Raw genomic sequence first — 20625 nt, 5'->3', positions numbered from 1 at the left:
TGTCGCACCCGGGTCAGCGGGGGACCACGCGGAACAACAGCCGGTCGCGGTAGGGCGGCAGCATCACGGGCGTGTAGCCGGCGAGTTCGATGCGCATGCGGATCTTCGGCCAGGCCGAGGCCTTGCAGATCCAGATGGCACCCGGCTCGGTCTTGTGGAGCGCCTCGACGATCAGGTCGTCGTAGATCCGGTCATACGGCGATTGCGGCAGGGGCTGCAGGGCGATCTTTTCGATGCGCACGGGCAGGCCCAGGTGCAGGTGCAGGCCGTAGCGGGTCATGTCCTCGACGAACACCACCTTGCGCACGGGCTCCGGCGCGGCGCGCTCGCGGATCGCATCGGCCCACTGCGAGGCGTCCTTGTGCGTCGGCCACCGGGCCGCCGCGAACTGCATGCCGAGCACCAGCACGGCCCAGGCGACGATCCAGCGCATGCGCGGCAACGGCCTGCCTTCGCGTCCCCGCTGCATCCCCACCAGCAGCGCGAGCGGTGCCCACAGCGGCAGCAGGTACAGCGGCATGCGCGAGCGCGCGATGCAGAAGATGACCAGCGGCACCAGCACCCACAACACGAGGAACACCCACGGCGCATCGGCGGCGCGCTGCGCCGGATCGCGCCACCAGCGTTTCACGTCGCCGGGCAGGCGCTTGAGGAAACGCAGCAGCGCGAATGTCCACGGCAGCGTCCCCACCAGCAGCGTCGGACCGAAGACCACGATCCAGCCGTACCACTCACCGTGGCGGCTGAAACTGTCGCTCGCCACCCGGTTCACGACCTCGCTGCCGACGAAGTAATGCAGCAGCCCCGGCGTACGCATCACGACGGCGATGTACCAGGGCAGCGCGATCAGCAGGAACAGCGCGATGCCAGGCAGCTGGAACAGGCGATGCTCGCGTCGCCCCGGGATGGCCAGGTCGAAGGCGATGAGCGCCAGCAACGGCAACAGCCCCGGCGGCCCCTTCGTCAGGAACGCGAGCCCGAAGCCGATCCACACGGTCGCCATCCACAAGCGCTGCCGCGTGTCGCCGAAGCGCGCGTGTACGAAGCCGTGCATCGCGAAGGTGGAACACGCAGCGAGCACGAAGTCCGTCGTGATCATCTGTGCCGCCCCGATGGGCAGCAACATCGTGGCGTAGGCCAGCGCCGCGGGCGCTTCGTTGCCGGGCGACAACTTGCGCCCCATGCGCCACACCATCCACACGCACAACAGGTAGGACAACGCTGCCGGGAAGCGCGCGGCCCATGCATTCGACCCGAACACCGCGACGCTCGAGGCGATCGCCCAGTACGTCATGGGCGGCTTCGTCCAGTGTCCGATCTCTTCGTTGCGACGCGGGATGAGCCAATCGCCACTGTCGAGCATGTTCAGCCCGACGTTCGTGTAACGCCCTTCGTCCGGATCCCAGATGCCGCGACTGCCCAGCAGCGCCAGCCCGAGCAGGGCGGCGAGCAGGGCGATCCAGACGGCCGGTTTGCGCAAAGCGTCCATGAGCGTTCCGGGGGCGGGCAATCAGGCCTGGGCGACCTGCGAGAACCATTCCTGCAGATTGTAGTGGTCGCTTACGCGACGAATGCGCCCGTCCCGCAACGTGAAGAACGCGGCACCGGGCATGCGATACCGCTGTCCCTGTGCCGGCGGCATCCCGATGTCGTTGGCGATGTATTCGCCCACCACGGTGTATTCGGCGGCTGCGTGTGAGCCGTCCTGCGCGCACAGGAACCTGAAATCGCTCAGGTGTTCGGAGTAGCAGGCTTCCATGCGCTGCAGGAATTCGAGGAACGCGGCCCGACCCACTTCGCGCGGGCCCTGGTTGACCTCGTGCACGACGTCTTCGTCGAGCAGGGCCACCGCGGCCACGGGGTCGTGGCGGTTCAATGCATCGTAGTAGGCGCGCAGCGTCGCGAGCGCGAGCGCCTGCGGCGACGGACGTTCCACCCCGCTCACGACCGGTGTCCGGCGAACAGTGCGCCTACGGCATCGAGGTCGACGTTGCCGCCCGAAAGCACGGCCCCCACGCGCATGCCGGCGAAGCGCTCGCGATGGCGCATCAGCGCGGCGAACACCGTGGCCGACGAGGGTTCGACGACCTGCTTCAGGCGCGACCACAGCAGGCGCATCGCCTCCACCGTGTCGGCGTCGTCCACGACGAGCGCTTCCACGTCGTCGCCATGCAGCATCGCGAAATTGGGTTCGCCGAGCGTGCCGCGCAGGCCATCGCAGATGGTGTCGGGCACGAAATCGACGACGCGCGCCCCCTTGGCGAGCGAGGCCGCGGTTTCCGCCGCGCCCGCAGGCTCGGCCAGGAACACGCGCAACGGCTTCGGCAATGCACGCGCAACGAGCGCGGTGCCCGACGCGAGTCCGCCGCCACCCACCGGCACGATGAGCGCATCGAGCTGTGCATCGCATTGCTGCACGAGTTCGAGCGCCGCGGTGCCCTGGCCCGCGATCACGCGCGCATCGGTGTAGGGGTGCACGAGGACCGCGCCGGTGTCCTGCTGGATCTGCGCGCACATGGCTTCGCGCGCGGCGATGGTCGGCGCGCAACGGTGCAGGGTGGCGCCATAGGCTTTGATCGCCGCGAGCTTGGATTCCACCGCGCCTTCGGGCACGACCACGTGGCAGGCGATGCCGCGCGTGCGCGATGCGAGCGCAAGCGCTGCGCCATGGTTGCCGGAGGAGTGCGTCACGACGCCGCGCGATGCCTGTTCTTCCGACAAGGACCACACGGCATTGCATGCACCGCGGAACTTGAAGGCGCCCGCGCGCTGCAACTGCTCGGCCTTGAAATGGATCTGCGCACCGACGAGCGCGTCGAGCGAGCGCGAGCGGAGCACCGGGGTGGCATGCGCATGCGGCGCGATGCGCGCGGCGGCGGCGAGGACATCGCCGTATGCGGGTAAAGTCAGGGCTGGGGGATTCATCGCACAATGCTAAACGCGTGCACGGGATTCAGCGAGCCGCGACCGGCGGCCGACTGATCAGCCGGGATTAAGCGCGAATTCAATGGCGCGGGCGGAATCTCCCCAACATCAGGGGGCACTCATGACAATCCGCATTCTTCCGCTCGCAGCCGCCCTCCTGTTGGGTGGGTGCGTGAGCTACTCGTACCACCAGGCCGACGGTGGCGGGGACTATTACTACGGCGACCCGCAGAGCCAGTACGGCTACGTGGTGCCCTATGCGTATCCCTATGGTGGCTATGGGTATGGATACGGTGGTGGCTATTACGGCCGCGGCTACGGCTACTACGGGTATTACGGCGGTCCCTATTCGCCTTACTGGTACAACCCGTACTACTACGGGGTCCACGGCTACCACCACCACGACCCCTACAACCGGCACCACTACCGACCTTACACGCCGCCGGGCCCGCCGCCGGGCAGCACCTTGCCGCCGCCGCGGCCGAATCGCGCCGTCGTGCCGCTCGACGCGCCGGACGATGGCGTGGCCTGGCGTGGCTATCGCCGCGCACCGCGGCCCATCTCGACGCTCCCGGGGGCCGATGGCGGCCGAATCATCGATGGCGTCGACCGTCCGATGCCCTCGATCACCCCGTTGCCTCCGCCGACCCGCACGACCTCGCCGCGGCCTCCGGTGATCCGCCAGGTCACGACCACGCCGCCGCCGAGTTATTCCCCACCGCCTCCGCCGGCGCCCGCGTCGCGGCCCAAGGTGAACCGCACGGAGCGAGCCCAGTCACGTTATGGAGATCAGGGCGACCGCTGAGGCTTGCGTCCCGCCAACGGCCGTCGCACAGTAGGCCGCAAGTGACAGGTTGCGTCGCTTTCGGACGCGGCCTGCGGCAACCGCCCATGTCGACGCCCCTCGGGGACCCTCGGATCCCCCCTGTTCCGCTCCCCCGCGGGGCGTCGGCCACCCACAAGCAAGCGCCGCCCCAGGGCGGCGTTTCGCGTTTGGCGGAAACGAAAGACAAAAAAAGGGGCCGAACGTCCCCCGACATTCGGCCCCTGCGCTTCCCCGGGTGTACTTGCCAGCCCCTGTTCCAATCACCAGCGGCGCGTGGAGCGCCTGCCACTCCGGGTGCACGGATACAGTCGCAGGAACCGTGCCAAGTTTTTCCGGCGTCGTTCAGCTGCCTCAACCACGCCGCCCTAAAATGCGCGCCATGTCGATTCCTTCTTTCCACCAGCACGATGTGATCGTCATCGGCGGCGGCCACGCCGGCACCGAAGCTGCGCTCGCCGCGGCGCGCGCCGGTGCGCGCACGCTTTTGCTGACGCACAACATCGAAACCGTCGGTGCGATGAGCTGCAACCCGGCGATCGGGGGAATCGGCAAGGGCCACCTCGTGAAGGAGATCGACGCGCTCGGCGGCGCGATGGCGCGCGCGGCCGACGCGGCCGGCATCCAGTGGCGCACGCTCAACGCATCGAAAGGCCCCGCCGTGCGCGCGACGCGCTGCCAGGCCGACCGCGCGCTGTATCGCGCCGCGATCCGCCGCATGGTGGAAGCGCAACCCAACCTCACCGTGTTCCAGTCCGCCGTCGACGACCTGGTCATCGACGGCGACACCGTGCGCGGCGCGATCACGCAGGCGGGCCTGCGCTTCGAAGCACCCGCGGTCGTGCTCACCGCCGGCACCTTCCTCGCCGGCAAGATCCACGTCGGCCAGGCGCAATACGCCGCGGGCCGCGCGGGCGATCCGCCTGCGGCCACGCTCGCCGCGCGCCTGCGCGAACGTCCTTTCGCCGTCGATCGCCTCAAGACCGGCACGCCGCCGCGCATCGACGGCCGCACGCTCGACTACACCGTGATGGAAGAACAGCCCGGCGACGATCCGCGCCCGGTGATGTCCTTCATCGGCTCCCGCGACGACCACCCGCGCCAGGTCTCTTGCTGGATCACGCACACCAGCGAACGCACGCACGAGATCATCCGCGCGGCGCTCGACCGCTCGCCGCTGTACACCGGCCAGATCGAAGGCATCGGCCCGCGCTACTGCCCGTCGATCGAAGACAAGGTGGTGCGTTTCGCGGAAAAGGCCTCGCACCAGATCTTCGTCGAACCCGAAGGCCTCGACGTCACCGAGATCTACCCGAACGGCATCTCCACCTCGCTGCCCTTCGACGTGCAGCTCGACCTCGTGCGTTCGATCCGCGGCTTCGAGCGCGCGCACATCACGCGCGCCGGCTACGCGATCGAATACGACTTCTTCGACCCGCGCGGCCTGAAGTCGACACTGGAGACCAAGGCCGTCGCCGGCCTGTTCTTCGCCGGCCAGATCAATGGCACCACCGGTTACGAAGAAGCCGCGGCGCAAGGCCTGCTCGCCGGGCTCAATGCCGCGCGCTTCGTGCAGCAGCGCGAGGGCTGGTCGCCGCGCCGCGACGAGGCCTACCTCGGCGTGTTGGTCGACGACCTGATCACGCACGGCACCAACGAGCCGTATCGCATGTTCACCTCGCGCGCCGAATACCGCCTGCAGCTGCGCGAAGACAACGCCGATGCGCGCCTCACGCCCGTCGGTCGCGAACTCGGGTTGGTGGACGACGCGCGCTGGTCGCGTTTCGAAACCAAGCGCGAGGCCATCGCTGCCGAAGAACAGCGCCTGCGTGCCGCGTGGGCGACGCCGTCGAACGCCCTCGGCCGCGAACTCGAAGCCACCCTCGGCGTCGCGCTCACCCGCGAAGCCAACGCGCTCGACCTGCTCAAGCGCCCCGAGCTCGACTACACCAAATTGATGACGCTGCCCTCGCTGGCGCCTGGCGTCGACGACGCGAAGGTGGCCGAGCAGGTCGAGATCGGCGTGAAGTACGCCGGTTACCTCGACCGCCAGCGCGACGAAATCGCACGCCAGCAGCGCCACGAAACCACGCCGATTCCCGAAGGCTTCGACTACGCCAGCGTGCGTGGCCTCTCCGCCGAGGTGCAGCAGAAGCTCGAACGCGTGCGCCCGCAGACCATCGGCCAGGCGCAACGAATCCCGGGCATGACGCCGGCGGCGATCTCCTTGCTGCTCGTGCACCTGGCGCGGCATCGCGCCACGCGCGTGGCCTGAGATTCCGGCAACAGCGCCTGCACTGGCGCTTACGAATCCGCGGAGTACGCTGCGCGCCATGAAGCGCACCCTCCTCTTCCTGTCCGCCGCATTCGCACTGGCCGCCTGCCAGCGCGAAAGCACGCCCGCCACCGCACCCGCCGTGCCCGCCGCCGGTGCGGCGCCCACCGCATCGACGCTCGAAACCAACGGGTGGGCGTTGCCGACGCCCGACGGCGCAGCGCAGCCCGACCTCGCCACCGGTCCGGACGGACGCCTGCTCCTGAGCTGGGTGCGCCCGATGGGCGATCGCAACGCATTGCAGTACGCCGCGTACATGGGCGACGACAACTGGGAATCGGCACCGAAGACCATCGCCGTCGGCCGCACGCTCACCGCCAACTGGGCGAACACGCCGCACATCGCGATGACCGACGACGGCGCGCTGTGGGCGCACTGGCTGCAGACGCCCGCCGACGCCGCCTCGCCGCACGCGTCCGACGTCATGCTCACGCGTTCGCCCGACAACGGCGTGCACTGGTCGGCGCCGATCGCGGTGAACGAAGACAAGACCGGCACCGAGCATGGCTTCGTCGCGCTCTGGCCCGCGGCGCAGGACACCCTCGGCATCGCCTGGCTCGATGGTCGCAAGACCGCGGGCGAAGGCCACGACGAACACGCGCACGAACACGCGGCGAACGCGAAGCACGCCGAAGGCGAAACCGAAGAACACGCACACGGCGGCGAAATGACAGTCCGCGCCGCGCGCTTCGACGGCACCCTCGCGCGCAGCGAGGAAGCCGAGATCGATGCCTCCACCTGCGACTGTTGCGGCACGGATGCGGCAATGACCAACGCCGGCCCCGTGCTCGTCTACCGCGATCGCACGCTGCCCGACGAAATCCGCGACATCGTCGCGGTGCGACGCGAATCGAAAGGCTGGACCAAGCCCGTGCCCGTGCACGCCGACGGTTGGAAGATGCCCGCGTGCCCGCTCAACGGCCCGGCGGTCGCCGCGATGGGCGGCAACGTGGCCGTCGCCTGGTACACCGCGCCCGACGAACATCCGGTCCTGCGCCTGGCGCGCAGCACCGACGGTGGCCGCACCTTCGGCGCGCCGACCGACATCGACCAGGGCAGCGCACTGCAAGGCCGCGTGGACATCGCCATGGACAGCGCGGGCACCTGGTTGGTCTGGCTGCGCGAGGACGCGAAGGGCCAGAGCGTCCAGCTCGAGCGCCTGCCGGCGAAGGGCGGGGCGCCGCAACGCATCGAACTCGCGCGCCTGGCCGGTCGCGGCCGCGCCACGGGCTTCCCGAAGATCGCGGTCCGCGGAGGCATCGCCTTCGTCGTCTGGACCGACATCGTCGACGGCCAACCGAAGCTGCAGGGCGCGAAGGTCGGCCCCGCGAGCTGAATTGCGCAGCGCATCGAAGTGTGACTTCGACCTCAAAGTGACACTTTTTGCGCATACGCGTGCTGCGACGCAACAACCGTTCCGTCAACGCCTCGTGAAAGCGTGCGCACGCGCGTTGCACCGCAGCGCGCGAAAAACCTTGGAAAAATCCGTGCGCAATGCGCCCAACGTGTTGCGACGCGTCAGGCCCTGCGTTCAGCGGGCAAAACGAAGAAACCGTTTTCGTTTTGACGCCCCCCCATCCAGCCCCTAGCGTCCGCCGACCGCTATGCCAAACGTCATGGCGGGATCCGAGCGAAACAGGTCGACGGCAGGGTCGGCCGAAAACACAAAGCCGGATGAAGTTGATGTCGTTGAACGGGTAGTTCTGCACGGAACGCACGCCGCGGCTCCCAACCCGCGGTCCACTTCAAAACATCTTCGGGGGTACCACCAAGTGAACCACCAACACCGACTGGCAGCGTTGGCTGCTGCCACCACCCTGGCGTTGTCCGCCGGCGGCGCGTTCGCCGCCGAGCGCGTCGATCTCCATCGCCTCGACGCAGGGAAGCTCAACCAGCAGTACAAGGCCGCGTCCGCCCGCATGGGCCTGGCGTCGAGCCCGCGCGACCGCCACGCCGAAATGCTCGGCATGGACGCGAGCACCGGCCTGAAGGAGCTGCGCAGCTCCGTCGACAAGGACGGCACCAAGCATTACCGCTACCAGCAGACCTTCCGCGGGATTCCCGTGTGGGGCGAGCACGTCGTGGTGACCGAGCGCAAGGACGGCTCGGTGCGCGACATGTTCGGCCGCATGGTCAATGGCCTTGCCGGTGAACTCCCGGCGATCGCGCCGAAGATCACCGCGGGCAACGCCCTCGCGCTCGCCAAGAGCGCCGGCCTCGGCAACCGTGTCGGTTTCATGCGCACGGAAAACGAGAAGGCCGAACAGATGATCTTCGTCGACGACAACGGCCGCGCCCACCTGGCGTACGTCGTGTCGTTCTTCGCCGACACTGCCAAGGGTGGTTCGCCGACGCGTCCGTTCGTCATCGTCGACGCCAACAGCGGCCGCGTCCTGAAGCAGTGGGAAGGCCTGACCCACGCCCTGATCGGCACCGGCCCCGGCGGCAACGCCAAGACCGGCCAGTACGAATACGGCTCCGGCGGCCTGCATCCGTACCTCGACGTCTCGCAGTCCGGCACGATTTGCACGATGGCCAACACCCAGGTGAAAGCCGTCAACCTCAACGGCAGCACCGGCGCGAGCACCACGACGTACACGTACACGTGTCCGCGCAACACCTACAAGGCCATCAACGGCGCGTACTCGCCGATCAACGACGCCTACTTCTTCGGCGGCGTGATCCAGAACATGTACAACGCCTACACCGGCGGCAACGCGCTGACCTTCCAGCTGATCATGCGCGTGCACTACGGCACGAACTACGAGAACGCGTTCTGGAACGGCAGCTACATGTCGTTCGGCGACGGCGCCTCCACGTTCTATCCGCTGGTCAATGCCGACGTCTCGGGCCACGAGGTCTCGCACGGTTACACCGAGCAGCACTCGAACCTGACCTACTCCGGCCAGTCCGGCGGCATGAACGAAGCCTTCTCCGACATGGGCGGCGAAGCGACCGAGTACTACTGGAAGGGCACGAACGACTTCGACGTCGGCCGTGAAATCTTCAAGGACCCGAACGGCGCGCTGCGTTACATGTGCAACCCGCCGGCCGACGGTGGCTCGATCGACAACGCTTCGCAGTACACCTCCAGCCTGGACGTGCATTACAGCTCCGGCGTGTACAACAAGGCGTTCTGTACCCTGGCCAAGACGGCGGGCTGGGATACGCCGAAGGCGTTCAAGGTGTTCGCGCGCGCCAATGCGAACTACTGGACCCCGAGCAGCACCTTCAACTCGGGCGCGTGCGGCGTGGAAACGGCGGCGACGGACCTGGGCTACACCAAGGCCGACGTCACCGCGGCGTTCGCCGTCGTGGGCGTGTCGTGCTCGGGCGGTGGCGGCGGTGGCGGTACGACCGCGCTGACCAAGGCCGTGCCGGTCACGGGCATCTCGGCGACCACCGGCAACTCGGCGAACTACTCGCTCGTCGTGCCGGCCGGCGCGTCGAACCTGACGTTCACGATGTCGGGCGGCACGGGCGATGCGGACATGTACGTGAAGTTCGGCAGCGCGCCGACCGACACGGTCTACGACTGCCGTCCGTACAAGACCGGCAACGCCGAGACCTGCACGTTCGCGGCGCCGTCGGCGGGCACGTACTACGTGCGCCTGAAGGCCTACTCGAGCTTCACCGGCGTCTCGCTGACGGGTGACTACTCGACCGGCGGTGGCGGCGGCGGCACGCAGACCTACAGCAACACGACGGACGTGCCGATCGGCGACAACACCACGGTCACCAGCACGGTCTCGGTCTCCGGTCGCACGGGCAACGCCCCGTCGAACGCGCAGGTCGCGGTCAACATCGTGCACACCTACATCGGTGACCTGAAGGTCGACCTGGTCGCGCCGGACGGCTCGGTGTACGTGCTGCACAACCGCGCCGGCGGCAGCACCGACAACATCAACACCACCTACACGGTGAACCTCTCGACCGAAGCGCTGAACGGCACGTGGACCCTCCGCGTGAACGACAACGCCGCGGGCGACACGGGTTACATCAACCAGTGGAGCGTCACGTTCTGATCTGATCGAACAAGGGACTGCAAGACTCCTGCGGAACTTCGGTTCCGCTTCGGCCCCGGTCGCAAGACCGGGGCTTTCTTTTGCGCGTCACTTTTCCTTGCGCCAGTTCACCGAACCGCGGTTCTCGACCGTGCTCGATTCGACCTGGATGTCGAAGCCCTTGCGCAGCAGGTACTTCAGCGTGAGCACCTGCCCGGTGCCCAGCAGCGACACGCCGTAACCGACGTAGAGTTTCGGCGAGAGATACTTGCCCACGCCGAACACGCTCCCGCCGAGCGTGCGCGAATCCATCATGCCGGCCTCGTCGAGCCCGATGTGCGAGGCGATCTGCGATGCGACCAGGCCACCACCCGCTGCGAGCGCGGCGGACGCGGCGTCGAGCTGGCGGCTCTCGTCCGAACTCGCCGTCGACAACGGACGCCCGAGCGCGAGATAGGACAGCGCCTCGGATTTGTCCATCTCCGGGTCCGACCACACTTCCGCCTGCGGCGCCGTCGCGCGCCCGCGCACCTGGATGCCCGCGGTCACGTCGCCGATCTCGCGTTGCGCGCGAATGTCGAGCAGCGGATCGGCGATCGCGGAGTTCGACCACGTGAGTTCGCCGCGCGAGATCTCGAGTTCCTGTCCGTAGGCGGTGTATTTGCCGGAGACATCGAGCCTGCCGGTCGCGACCATCTCCGACCCCGGTCGCTGGCGCACGCGCAGTCGTCCATCGAGTGCTCCCTCCAACCCGAAACCGTTGAGCTTGACCGCGTTCTCCGGCAACACGAGCGTCAGGTCCAGCGACAGCGTCGTCTGCACGCCGCGTTTCGGATCGACCGGATCGAGCACCACGACATCCGGCGAACGCGACACGCCACTGTCCAAACGCTCCAGGTCCATGCGCCCGGATTCCACCGTCACCGTGCCCGTGGCTTCCATCGGCTGCCCGGCCTGGTAGCGCACGACGACATCGGGCGCGATCACAGCGTTGAGGTCGCGCGTATCGGCGGCGAGCACGTGCGTGCCCGTGACGTTCAACACCAGCGGTGTGTCGTTGCCTTGCCAGCCGAGCGTGCCGGACACATGCAGCGTGCCGTCGCCGGAAACGATGGTGCCCGCGATGCGCGCGCTGCCGTCGGGCTGCGCTTCCAGGCGAATGTCGCCGTCGTGCGGCGCGATCGCGAGCGGCGGCACTTCCACCGCGAAGTTCGACAGGTGCGCATTGCCGCCGAGCGTCGGCTGCGCGCGCGTGCCACCCAGCGCGACGCGGCCTTCGAGCAATCCCGTCGGCTCGGCGATGTCGGGCGAGAACAGTTCCATCCACGTGAGCGAGTCGGTGCGCAGCTGCACCTCGCCCGACAGCGGGGCGTAGTCGTCCCAACCCGTCGCGACGCGCGCATCCAGGCGGCCGTCTTCGTTGAAGGTCGTGCCGAGCACGAGCGAGAGGCGCTGCGGATCGAACTCGAGATCGGCGGAGAAGTTGTCGTAGGAGATCAGGTCGTTGCGCGAGCGCTCGCTGTTGCGCATCCCGCCGCTCGCCGAGGACAGCTTCGCATTGCCGCGCCACGCATTGCCCACCGGCCGCACTTGCGCGGTGAATGCGACATCGCCGTGCAGCAACCACGGGCGATCGTCTTCGCGCGGCGGCAGCCATGGCGTGACCAGCGTCAGCGGCAGATGGTCGGCATGCACGTCGAGGCCGCGCCGCGGCCAATCGGCATTCGCGCACAAGGCGCCGCCGCCCTCGGCCGACAGGCACGCATTCGACAGCGCACCGTTGCGCCCGTCCCAACGCCACGTCGTCGCATGGTCGAGCGTCCACGGCGCACCCTTCGACGGCATCAGGCGCAGGGTGGACAGCGCACCGCTCCATTCCGCACCGCGCCGATTCGCGGTGCCCGACAAGGAGGCGCCGCCGAGCGAGGACTCCAGCGACGCATCGAGCGACAGCCGTTCCATCGCACCGCGCGCATCGGCGACCACGCGATCCATCGCGAGGCCCGCCTGCACGCCGTGTGCTTCGACATGCAGGGTGCCGTTGCCGTTGCGCCAGGGCAGCCGGCCGTTCGCACGCAACGAATCCGCGCGCCAATCGCCCCAGTGCAGCCCGTCGCCGGTGAGGTCGGCCGCGATGTCGGGCGTATCGCGCGGGCCGCGCAAGGTTGCGGTGCCGCGCAGCACGCCGCCGGCGCCGGGCAACAGATCATCCAGGCGCAGCGGCTCGAAACGCGCAGCGATGTCGAGCACGGCGCCGATGCGGCCCCTTGCCGTCGCGTGGCTGGCGCCGAGGTTCAGCGCAACGTCGCCTGCGATCTCGTCGCCATGCAGCTGCACGTTCGCGCGCGCATCGAGCGGGCGCCCGCGCAAGGTGCCGCGCAGTGCGGGCGCATCGAAGGTCGCATCCACGCCGCCTTTCGGGCGGGCCTTGCCTTGCGTGGCGATCCTGCCCTCGACGCGCCCGGGCCAATCGGGCGCGAAATAGCCGGGATCGAAGCCGGCGAGCGTGGTGTCGAGCTTCCACGTCATCACGGGCGACCACTGCACGTCGCCCTTCGCATCCAGCGTGCCGCTCGGCATGCGCGCGGTCAGGGAGCGGAGCGTGGCGCGCTCCGCATCGCCGCGCGCATCGAACTGCACTTGCGCCTTGCCTTCCTCGCGCACCAGCGTCGCGCGGCCGACGGCCGCCCAGGCTTCCGGCTTTCCAGCGATGCCGATATCGCCGTCGCCGACGATGGCAGGCGTGTCGGGCGTGCCGCCCCAGCGCAACCCGCGCGCATTGATCGCGAAACGCAGCTTGCGATCGTTCGGGTCGCGCAGGTCGGCGAAGCCGTGCAACGTCGTACGGCCGCCGAGTGCGTCGACCACGAGCGGCTCGACGGTGAGCACGCGATCGTCCAGGCGCACCTGCGAAGGTCGGATGTCGGCGCGCAGGTCGCCTTGCGCGACGAAGCCTTCGACTGTCGCGCGTCCGCCCAAGCCGTCGGCGCGCAACTTGAACGCGAGCGGCGTTTCGGAGGGCGGCTCGCCCGTCAGCACGGCCGGATCGAAGGCCGGTGCATCGGCGCGCACATGCCAGGTCGGATCCGGCTCGCCGCGCAGCACCAGCGTCGCGCGCAAGGGTGCGGGCAGGCGGCCCGCGATGGCGACATCCAGTTGCGCGACGTCGCCACGCGCGACGACGCCCACGCGCGGGGCGGTGCGCCCCGCGGTGGCGGGCAACACGGCCGTCGCGATGAAATCCGTGCGATACCGATCGCGCGGCACGTAATCGCCATGTGCCGTGAACCTGCCAAGGTCCGTGTCCGCGTTGAGGTGCTCGACGTGCAGGAAGCCCTTCGACGCACGCAATCCACCGCGCGCGCTGCGAACATCGACCAGCGCCTCGCCGGACTTCGTCACGCGCAATCCGTCGATGTGGATCGTGTCCGCCTGCAGTGCCAGCGGCGGCGCGATCGTCGGCAGCGATTCCGGCCAGCGCGGGAACTCGAAAGGCTCTTCGCTTTCGGGAATCTCGAGCGTCGCACCGCGCACGTCGAGCGCATCCAGGCGCAGCGTGCGCCCAAGCAAGGGTCGCAAGGCCGGATCGACCACGATCGTGCGCGCGGTGAACTCGATGCGCCGCGTCGGCCGCTTCGGATCGGACGCATAGGTGAAACGCACGCCATGCATCGTCAGCGGCCCCGTCACCGGACCTTCCGCGGCCCGCCACGTCAGGCTCGCACCCGGCGGCAAGCGCGACACGATCTGCGCCAGCAGAACATCGCGCCCGCCCACGGTGGTGACCAACCACCACAACAGCACCATCGCCGCGACGAACAACGCGACCGCGCCGAGCGCCGACCGCAACGCCACCTTGCGCGCCAACGCACGCCGCGCCGCACTGCGCTCCGCGCGTTGTTCCGGCGTGAGCGGCACGCCCCTCACAGGTCCGCACCGATGTTGAGGTTGACGGTCCAGCCTGCGTCGGCGCCCGTGAGGCCGCGCGCCACGTCGATGCGCACCGGCCCCACCGGCGAGCGCCAGCGCGCACCGATGCCGACGCCGTAATGGATGTTCGGCGAGGTGTCGAACGCATCGCCGGCATCAACGAACACCGCCGCGCCGTACTGCTTCGTGAAATAGTGTTCGAACTCCACGCTGCCTGTCACCACGTTCTTCGCGCCCTCCGCGAAGTCGCCGACGCGCGGCCCGATCTCGCGCCACCCGTAACCGCGCACGCTGCGATCACCGCCAGCGAAGAAGCGCAGGCTCAGCGGCATGTCGGTGAGCGCGTTGGTGAACGTGTGCCCCAGCTCGCCGCGCAGGAGCAGGCGATTGTCCGGGCCCAGCGCGCGGATCCAGCGCGTGGTCGCATGGATCTGCGCAAACGTGGCGTTCGATCCGAGGCTTTCGACGGCGCCGCGCACGAGCAGCGTCGCGCCAAATGCGCGGCGCGGATACAGGCGATCGTCGGCGTCGATGTATTCGGCGCTGATCGCCGGATAGAACATCGAAGCGTAGTCGTACTCCGGCACGGGCTGCCCGGGTTCGAGGAAACGCCAACGCTCGCGCAACAGATGCAGCGAGACCACGGCGGTGAGATAGCGGTTGATCTCGCCGCTGCGGCTGCCCACGAGTTCCAGTCGGCGCGTATCGGCGAAGTCGGTTTGCTCGTCCGCCGCCTGCAGGCTCGCCGTATACCAACCGTCGAGCCAGCGGAACGCGGGAATGCGGTACTGCACCGTCGCGGTGCTCCGGTACTGCGCGTAGTCGATCTGCGCGAGGAACTTGTGGCCGCGGTCGTTCACGTACCGCCGTTCCAGACCCAGGCGCACGCCGGCGCCGCTGTCGGTGCCGTAGCTCAGGCCGGCCGTGTAGATGTCGCGCTTGGCGGGCGTGAGCGTGACGTCCACCGGCACCTGGCCGTCGACCGCTTTCTCCGGATGCGGCTCGATTTCGATGCGCGAGAAGTAATCCAGCGACACGAGCGACTTGCGCAAGCGATCCAGTCGGCCCTGGTGGTAGTACTCGCCCGGCTTCCAGTACACGAGCTTCTGCAGCAGGCTGTCGCGCACGATGCGCTTGGGTGTCTGCGTGAACGCGATCTCGCCCATGTCGTAGCGCATGCCGCTGTCCCAGCGCAGCGAGATGTCCGCGGCGTAATCCGCGCGCGTGACTTCGACCCGCCGCGCGGTGAAATCGGCATCGAAGTAACCGCGCTCCGCGAGGCGCCGCGTGATGCGCGCCTTCGATGCTTCATAGACCACGTGATCCAGCACGCCGCCCTTGGTGGGCTGGAACGCGTCGATCTCCTGGCGGAGGTAGCGATCGCTGGCGCCCTCACCATCGATGCCCACGTCGAAGGCGCGCACGCGCACGGGATCGCCCAGGGTCACATCGACGGTGACCGTGACCGGCGCATCCGGCACGCGCGTGCGTTCCACCTTGATGGTCGGCGAGTAATAGCCGAAGGGTTCCAGCGCCTCGCGGGTTTCCGCTTCGGCCTCGCGCACGAGATACGCGAGGCGACGGCCGGAGACATCGCGCCCGATCGCATCGACGATCGACAGCGACTGGCGCACGTTTTCCGTCATCGCCGGGTTCTTCAGCCCGCGCACCTGCACGTCCGCCACCTTGGCCGCCCACGCGGGCGCCGCCGCGAGGATCAGGGCGGCGAGGCAGGCACTGCGGAAAGCCGGGCGGGGGAGGACCGGACGCATGCGCCCGAGGATACCTTCCCCGCTTCGACGTTATGTAGAGAGATGCTCGATGGCGGCGACACTGCCCAGCCGATCGGCCAGGCGCTGCAGCAGCGCGAGGCGATTGCCGCGCACCGCGGGGTCCTCGACGTTCACCATCACCTGGTCGAAGAACGCGTCCACCTGCGGGCGCAGGCGTGCGAGGCGACCGAGCACCGCGACGTAATCGCGCGACGCCAGCGACGCATCGGAGTCGACGATGGCCGCGTCCACCGCATCGCCAAGGTCGCGCTCGGCCGCTTCGGTGAAGCGCGCCGCATCCACGCGGCCCGGCACTTCACCCTCCGCTTTGCGCAGGATGTTGCGAATGCGCTTGTTGGCGGCGGCGAGGGCTTCGGCTTCCGGCAAGGTCGCGAAGGTGCCGATCGCCTTCAGGCGGCGATCGAAATCGAGCAGCGATGCGGGGCGCAGCGCGGCGACGGCTTCGAACTGCTGCGGCGGAACGTCGGCGTAATAGGCACGCAGGCGATCGACGATGAAGTCGTACAACTCGTTGGCCTGCACCTGCGCACCGATGGCGCCGAGGTTCTCGCGTGCGCGCTCGAGCGTGCGCGGCAGGTCGAGGTCGAGGCCGCGTTCGATGATCGTGCGCGCCAGGCCCAAGGCGTTGCGGCGCAGTGCGAAGGCGTCCTTGTTGCCGGTCGGCTTCAAGCCTGCGGCGAAACCGCCGGCCAGCGTGTCGAGGCGTTCGGCGATGGCGAGCACCTGGCCAAGCTTCGACGGTGCGACGGCGTCGCCCGCGAAGCGGGGCATGTAGGCCTCGTCGATCGCATTGGCGACGTCGACCGGTTCGCCTTCGACTGCGGCGTAGTAACGCCCGGCGATGCCCTGCAGTTCGGGGAATTCGTTGACCAGGCGCGATTGCAGGTCGGCCTTCGACAATTCGGCGGCGCGGCGCGCGAGCGCGGGGTCCACGCCCACCTCGCCCGCGATCGCTTCGGCCAGCGACGCCACGCGCGACACCTTGTCGGCGAGCGTGCCCAGCTTCGCCTGGTAGGTCACGCCGCGCAGGCCTTCGCGCATCGAAGCCAGGCCTTGCTTCATGTCTTCCACGAAGAAGAACTTCGCGTCGGCGAAGCGCGGGCGGATCACGCGCTCGTAGCCCTTGCGGACTTCGGCGACATCCTTGGAGACGATGTTGGCCACGCCGACGAAATGGCGCGTCAGGCGTCCTTCGCCATCGAGCACCGGGAAGAACTTCTGGTTGTCTTCCATCGTCGCGACCAGCGCTTCCTGCGGCACCGCGAGGAATTCCTCCTCGAAGTCGCAGGACACCGCGCTCGGCCACTCGACCAGGCAGTTCACCTGCTCGAGGTTGTCTTCGGCGATGCGCGCCACGCCACCGGCCTTCGTTGCGGCCTGTTCGACTTCGCGCACCACGGCGCTGCGGCGTTCGTCCGCATCCACCAGCACCTTCGCGCCGCGCAGCGCGTCGACGTAATCGCGCGGCGCGTTGATCCACACTGGCTTGTCGTGCATGAAGCGATGGCCGCGCGAATTGCGACCGGCGCGCGTGCCCAGCACCTCGGCTTCGACCACGTGGTCGCCGAGCAGCAGCACGAGCCAGTGCACCGGGCGTGCGAACGCATCCTCGCGCGCGCCCCAACGCATGGGCTTGGGGATCGGCATCGCGGCGATCGCTTCGCGCAGGATCTCCGGCAGCAGCGAGGCGGTGTTCGCGCCCGGCTTCACCGCGCGGTGGACGAAGCGCTCGCCCTTCGCGTCGCTCGTGCGCTCGAGCGCGCTCCATTCCACGCCGGCCTTTTGCGCGAAACCCTGCAGCGCACGCGTGGGCTGCCCATCGGCATCGAGCGCGACGTTGAGGTACGGGCCGAGCACTTCGCTGCGCTGCTCGTCCTGCTCGGCGGCGACGCCAGGCAGCAACACCGCGAGGCGGCGCGGCGAATACAACGGCTTGGCTTCACCGCGTTCGAAGGCGATGCCGCGGCGGGCGAGGCCGTCGATGACGTTGTCGAACAAGGCCTGCGCCAGGCCCGGCAGCGCCTTGACCGGCAGTTCCTCGGTGCCGAGTTCGATCAGCAGCGGTTCCATGCTCATGCGACCTCCGCCGACGACTTCAGACCGGGGAAGCCCAGTTTCTCGCGCTGCGCGAAGTACGCCTCCGCCACCGACTGCGAGAGCTTGCGCACGCGCAGGATGTAACGCTGGCGCTCGGTCACGCCGATCGCGCGGCGCGCATCCAGCAGGTTGAACGCATGCGACGCCTTGCAGACCTGGTCGTAGGCCGGCAGCGGCAGGCCGAGTTCGACGAGCTTCATCGCCTCGGCTTCGCAGGCATCGAAGCGATGGAACAGCTCGGCGACATCAGCATGTTCGAAGTTGTAGGCCGACTGTTCGACTTCGTTCTGGTGGTACACGTCGCGGTAATACACCGTGCCCTGCGGGCCGGTGGTCCACACCAGGTCGAACACGTTGTCGACGTTCTGCAGGTACATCGCCAGTCGCTCGAGGCCGTAGGTGATCTCGCCGAGCACCGGGCGGCATTCCAGCCCGCCGGCCTGCTGGAAATAGGTGAACTGCGTGACTTCCATGCCGTTGAGCCAGACCTCCCAGCCCAGGCCCCAGGCGCCGAGCGTCGGCGATTCCCAGTTGTCCTCGACGAAGCGCAGGTCGTGCACCAGCGGGTCCAGGCCGAGCGCGACCAGCGAGCCCAGGTAAAGCTCCTGGATGTTCGGCGGGTTCGGCTTCATCACCACCTGGTACTGGTAGTAGCGCTGCAGGCGATTGGGGTTCTCGCCGTAGCGGCCGTCGGCGGGACGGCGGCAGGGCTGCACGTAAGCGGCATTCCACGGCTCGGGGCCCAGCGCGCGCAGGAAGGTGGCCGGGTGGAAGGTGCCGGCACCGACCTCCAGGTCGAGGGGCTGGATGAGCACGCAACCCTGTTCCGCCCAATAGGCGTTGAGGCGTTGGATGAGGGCCTGGAAGGTAATGGGACCGGACATGCGTCGGGATTCTCTGCGCTTGAGCGGGAGCGCCGGGGGCGCGCTCGGAAAAGCGGGCTAGTATAGGTGCGACTGTCGTTTTTACCTGATTTTCGCGGCGACCCCCGGCCTTGAACGACTCCGACTTCGACCACCCCTTCCTGATCCTCGAAACCGGCCAGCCGGTCGCGTCGATGCGGCGGCACGGCTCGTTTCCCCACTGGATCCGCGTCGCCGCGGGCCTGGAGCGCGACGAGGCCGTGGTGGCGAATGTCGAACGCGGCGATGCACTGCCGCCGAGCGAAGGCTTCGCCGGCGTGATCGTCACCGGGTCCGGCGCGATGGTCACCGACCGCCTCGAGTGGAGCGAACGCAGCGCCGCCTGGCTGCGCGAGGCCGCGTTGGCGGGCGTGCCGCTGTTCGGCATCTGCTACGGCCACCAGCTCATCGCGCACGCGCTCGGCGGCGAGGTCGGCTACAACCCGACCGGCCGCGAGATGGGCACCATCGACCTGGAACTGCACCCGCACGCCGAGCACGACCCGCTGTTCACCGGCCTGCCCGCGCAATTCCCCGCGCAGGCCACGCACCTGCAGTCGGTGTTGCGCACGCCCGACGGCGCCACCGTGCTCGCGCGCTCGTCGCAGGACGCGGTGCATGCTTTCCGGTGGCGCGATCACGTGTGGGGCGTGCAGTTCCACCCGGAGTTCAGCAGCACGCACATGCGCGGTTACGTCCGTGCGCGCCACGATGCGCTGGCGAAGGAAGGCCGTTGCGCGAAACAGGTGAGCCGCAGCGTCACCGCCGCGCCACACGCGCGCCGCATCCTGCGCCGCTTCGTGCGCCACGCACGCCAGCTCCACGGACGCACCGCACCGCACGCCTGAGCGTGCCCCGCATTACCCGGCATTCTTCCCCGCTCTCCCCCCGGAGTCGTCAATGCAAGTCCGCAAGCTCCCCCTCTCGCAGGGCCTGGCCTGGTTCCGCGCCGCCGTCGATCTCGGCGGGCGCAACCCGAAGGCCGTGTTCGGCGCGGCGCTGTTGTTCATCGTAGTGCTGCAGGGGCTGATGCTCGTGTTGGCGATGATGCTGGCCTCGTTGTTCGTCAGCGGCGACGCCGAGCCCACACCGGCGAAGGCGATCATGGTGGGCACGCCGCTCTACATCGCAGTGATGGTGCTGATGCCGATCCTGATCGGCGGGCTCATGCACGTCATCCGCGAGGCCGAATCGGGCCGGCCCGTGCGCGCGCTCGATCTGTTCGCGCCCTTCCGCAACGGCCAGGCGAAGGGACTCGCGGCGCTGGGATTGCTGCAGATCGCGTTCGGCGTCGTCGGCCTGCTGCTGGTGACCGCGATCGCCGGGCCGAGTTACTGGAGCGAATACATGGCGGCCATGAAGCAGATGATGGCCGGCGTGACGCCGGAGTTCCCGCACCTGCGACACCAGGGGCTGCTGTTCCTGGTGCAGTTGGTCTTCAACTACTTCACCTACGCCATCATGCTGCTGTCGGTGCCGCTGGTGATGTTCTCGCGCGCCTCGATCGTCGAAGCAGTGGTCGCGAGCCTGGGCGCATCGGTGCGCAACGTGGGCGCGAACCTGCTCGCGGCCGGCCTGTTCGTCATGGGGACTTTGTTCGCGGCGCTCATCGCGCTGTTGCTGGCCTGGCTCGCGGGCCTGGTCGGCAACCTCGTGCACGCGTCCATCGGCGCCCTGCTGTCGATGGTGGTCCTGCTCGGCTTCGGCGCGGCGCTGATGGTCGTGCTGGCGGGCGGCGCCTACCTCGCGTGGCGCGATACGTTCGACGCACCCGGCACGCAACCGCCGCCGTCGTTCGGCGGCATCGAAGCCTGAG

The 20625-nt window shown here is 68.6% G+C and carries 13 protein-coding genes; 6 read left to right on the top strand and 7 right to left on the bottom strand.

The features are described 5' to 3' along the window. Positions 1-13 precede the first annotated feature (13 nt). The 3 genes from LVB87_RS04460 to LVB87_RS04450 are packed head-to-tail and all read right to left on the bottom strand — an operon-like array spanning position 14 to position 2925. On the bottom strand, positions 14-1489 hold the full coding sequence (locus LVB87_RS04460; RefSeq protein ID WP_232899710.1) for a glycosyltransferase family 39 protein: 1476 nt from the start codon (positions 1487-1489) through the stop codon (positions 14-16). A 21-nt stretch (positions 1490-1510) separates the two neighbouring features. Further along, positions 1511-1936: a ketosteroid isomerase-related protein gene (locus tag LVB87_RS04455; protein WP_232900454.1), complete on the bottom strand. Its 426-nt coding sequence runs from the start codon at positions 1934-1936 to the stop codon at positions 1511-1513. A gap of 5 nt (positions 1937-1941) precedes the next feature. Next, on the bottom strand, positions 1942-2925 hold the full coding sequence (locus LVB87_RS04450) for a pyridoxal-phosphate dependent enzyme (RefSeq protein ID WP_232899709.1): 984 nt from the start codon (positions 2923-2925) through the stop codon (positions 1942-1944). A gap of 121 nt (positions 2926-3046) precedes the next feature. On the opposite strand from LVB87_RS04450, the gene LVB87_RS04445 reads away from it, so the two are divergent. From LVB87_RS04445 to LVB87_RS04430, 4 genes are all read left to right on the top strand, one after another. Then, a complete protein-coding gene (locus LVB87_RS04445; RefSeq protein ID WP_232899708.1) occupies positions 3047-3730 on the top strand; it encodes a hypothetical protein in 684 nt (227 codons plus the stop codon). Positions 3731-4130: 400 nt separating this feature from the next. Next, the gene (gene mnmG / locus LVB87_RS04440; RefSeq protein ID WP_232899707.1) at positions 4131-6023 is read left to right on the top strand and encodes a tRNA uridine-5-carboxymethylaminomethyl(34) synthesis enzyme MnmG; all 1893 of its coding nucleotides are present in this window, start codon (positions 4131-4133) and stop codon (positions 6021-6023) included. Between the two features lie 58 nt (positions 6024-6081). After that, complete coding sequence (locus tag LVB87_RS04435) at positions 6082-7419, top strand: lipoprotein (protein ID WP_232899706.1); 1338 nt, start codon at positions 6082-6084, stop codon at positions 7417-7419. Positions 7420-7882: 463 nt separating this feature from the next. Then, positions 7883-10108: a M4 family metallopeptidase gene (locus LVB87_RS04430; protein ID WP_232899705.1), complete on the top strand. Its 2226-nt coding sequence runs from the start codon at positions 7883-7885 to the stop codon at positions 10106-10108. An 87-nt stretch (positions 10109-10195) separates the two neighbouring features. Here LVB87_RS04430 and LVB87_RS04425 read toward each other — a convergent pair whose 3' ends face one another. From LVB87_RS04425 to glyQ, 4 genes are read right to left on the bottom strand one after another with little or no spacing between them, the layout of a single operon-like run. Continuing rightward, positions 10196-14005, bottom strand: a complete 3810-nt coding sequence (locus LVB87_RS04425; protein ID WP_232899704.1) for a translocation/assembly module TamB domain-containing protein — start codon at positions 14003-14005, stop codon at positions 10196-10198. 5 nt (positions 14006-14010) lie between these two features. Beyond that, on the bottom strand, positions 14011-15789 hold the full coding sequence (locus tag LVB87_RS04420) for an autotransporter assembly complex family protein (protein WP_232899703.1): 1779 nt from the start codon (positions 15787-15789) through the stop codon (positions 14011-14013). A gap of 30 nt (positions 15790-15819) precedes the next feature. Continuing rightward, positions 15820-17886, bottom strand: coding sequence for a glycine--tRNA ligase subunit beta (glyS, locus tag LVB87_RS04415; protein ID WP_232899702.1), 2067 nt, complete (start codon positions 17884-17886; stop codon positions 15820-15822). Continuing rightward, positions 17883-18791, bottom strand: a complete 909-nt coding sequence (gene glyQ / locus LVB87_RS04410) for a glycine--tRNA ligase subunit alpha (protein ID WP_232899701.1) — start codon at positions 18789-18791, stop codon at positions 17883-17885. Before glyQ ends, glyS begins: the two co-directional genes overlap by 4 nt. Before the next feature lie 173 nt (positions 18792-18964). Here glyQ and LVB87_RS04405 point away from each other — a divergent pair, with 173 nt between their 5' ends. After that, positions 18965-19657: a glutamine amidotransferase gene (locus tag LVB87_RS04405; protein ID WP_232900452.1), complete on the top strand. Its 693-nt coding sequence runs from the start codon at positions 18965-18967 to the stop codon at positions 19655-19657. A gap of 52 nt (positions 19658-19709) precedes the next feature. Next, on the top strand, positions 19710-20624 hold the full coding sequence (locus tag LVB87_RS04400) for a DUF2189 domain-containing protein (protein ID WP_232899700.1): 915 nt from the start codon (positions 19710-19712) through the stop codon (positions 20622-20624). Position 20625 lies beyond the last annotated feature (1 nt).

It is taken from the genome of Lysobacter sp. KIS68-7 (assembly GCF_021284745.1).
Classification (GTDB): Bacteria; Pseudomonadota; Gammaproteobacteria; order Xanthomonadales; family Xanthomonadaceae; genus Noviluteimonas.
Note: the sequence above shows the minus strand (reverse complement) of the source record. Positions and strands in the feature narration are given on the sequence as shown.

Bases quoted from the DNA above. Each gene is read 5' to 3' on its own strand.
- LVB87_RS04460 (WP_232899710.1), bottom strand. From the start codon at position 1,489: ATGGACGCTTTGCGCAAACCGGCCGTCTGGATCGCCCTGCTCGCCGCC.
- LVB87_RS04450 (WP_232899709.1), bottom strand. From the start codon at position 2,925: ATGAATCCCCCAGCCCTGACTTTACCCGCATACGGCGATGTCCTCGCC.
- LVB87_RS04445 (WP_232899708.1), top strand. From the start codon at position 3,047: ATGACAATCCGCATTCTTCCGCTCGCAGCCGCCCTCCTGTTGGGTGGG.
- mnmG (WP_232899707.1), top strand. From the start codon at position 4,131: ATGTCGATTCCTTCTTTCCACCAGCACGATGTGATCGTCATCGGCGGC.
- LVB87_RS04435 (WP_232899706.1), top strand. From the start codon at position 6,082: ATGAAGCGCACCCTCCTCTTCCTGTCCGCCGCATTCGCACTGGCCGCC.
- LVB87_RS04420 (WP_232899703.1), bottom strand. From the start codon at position 15,789: ATGCGTCCGGTCCTCCCCCGCCCGGCTTTCCGCAGTGCCTGCCTCGCC.
- glyS (WP_232899702.1), bottom strand. From the start codon at position 17,886: ATGAGCATGGAACCGCTGCTGATCGAACTCGGCACCGAGGAACTGCCG.
- glyQ (WP_232899701.1), bottom strand. From the start codon at position 18,791: ATGTCCGGTCCCATTACCTTCCAGGCCCTCATCCAACGCCTCAACGCC.
- LVB87_RS04405 (WP_232900452.1), top strand. From the start codon at position 18,965: ATGCGGCGGCACGGCTCGTTTCCCCACTGGATCCGCGTCGCCGCGGGC.
- LVB87_RS04400 (WP_232899700.1), top strand. From the start codon at position 19,710: ATGCAAGTCCGCAAGCTCCCCCTCTCGCAGGGCCTGGCCTGGTTCCGC.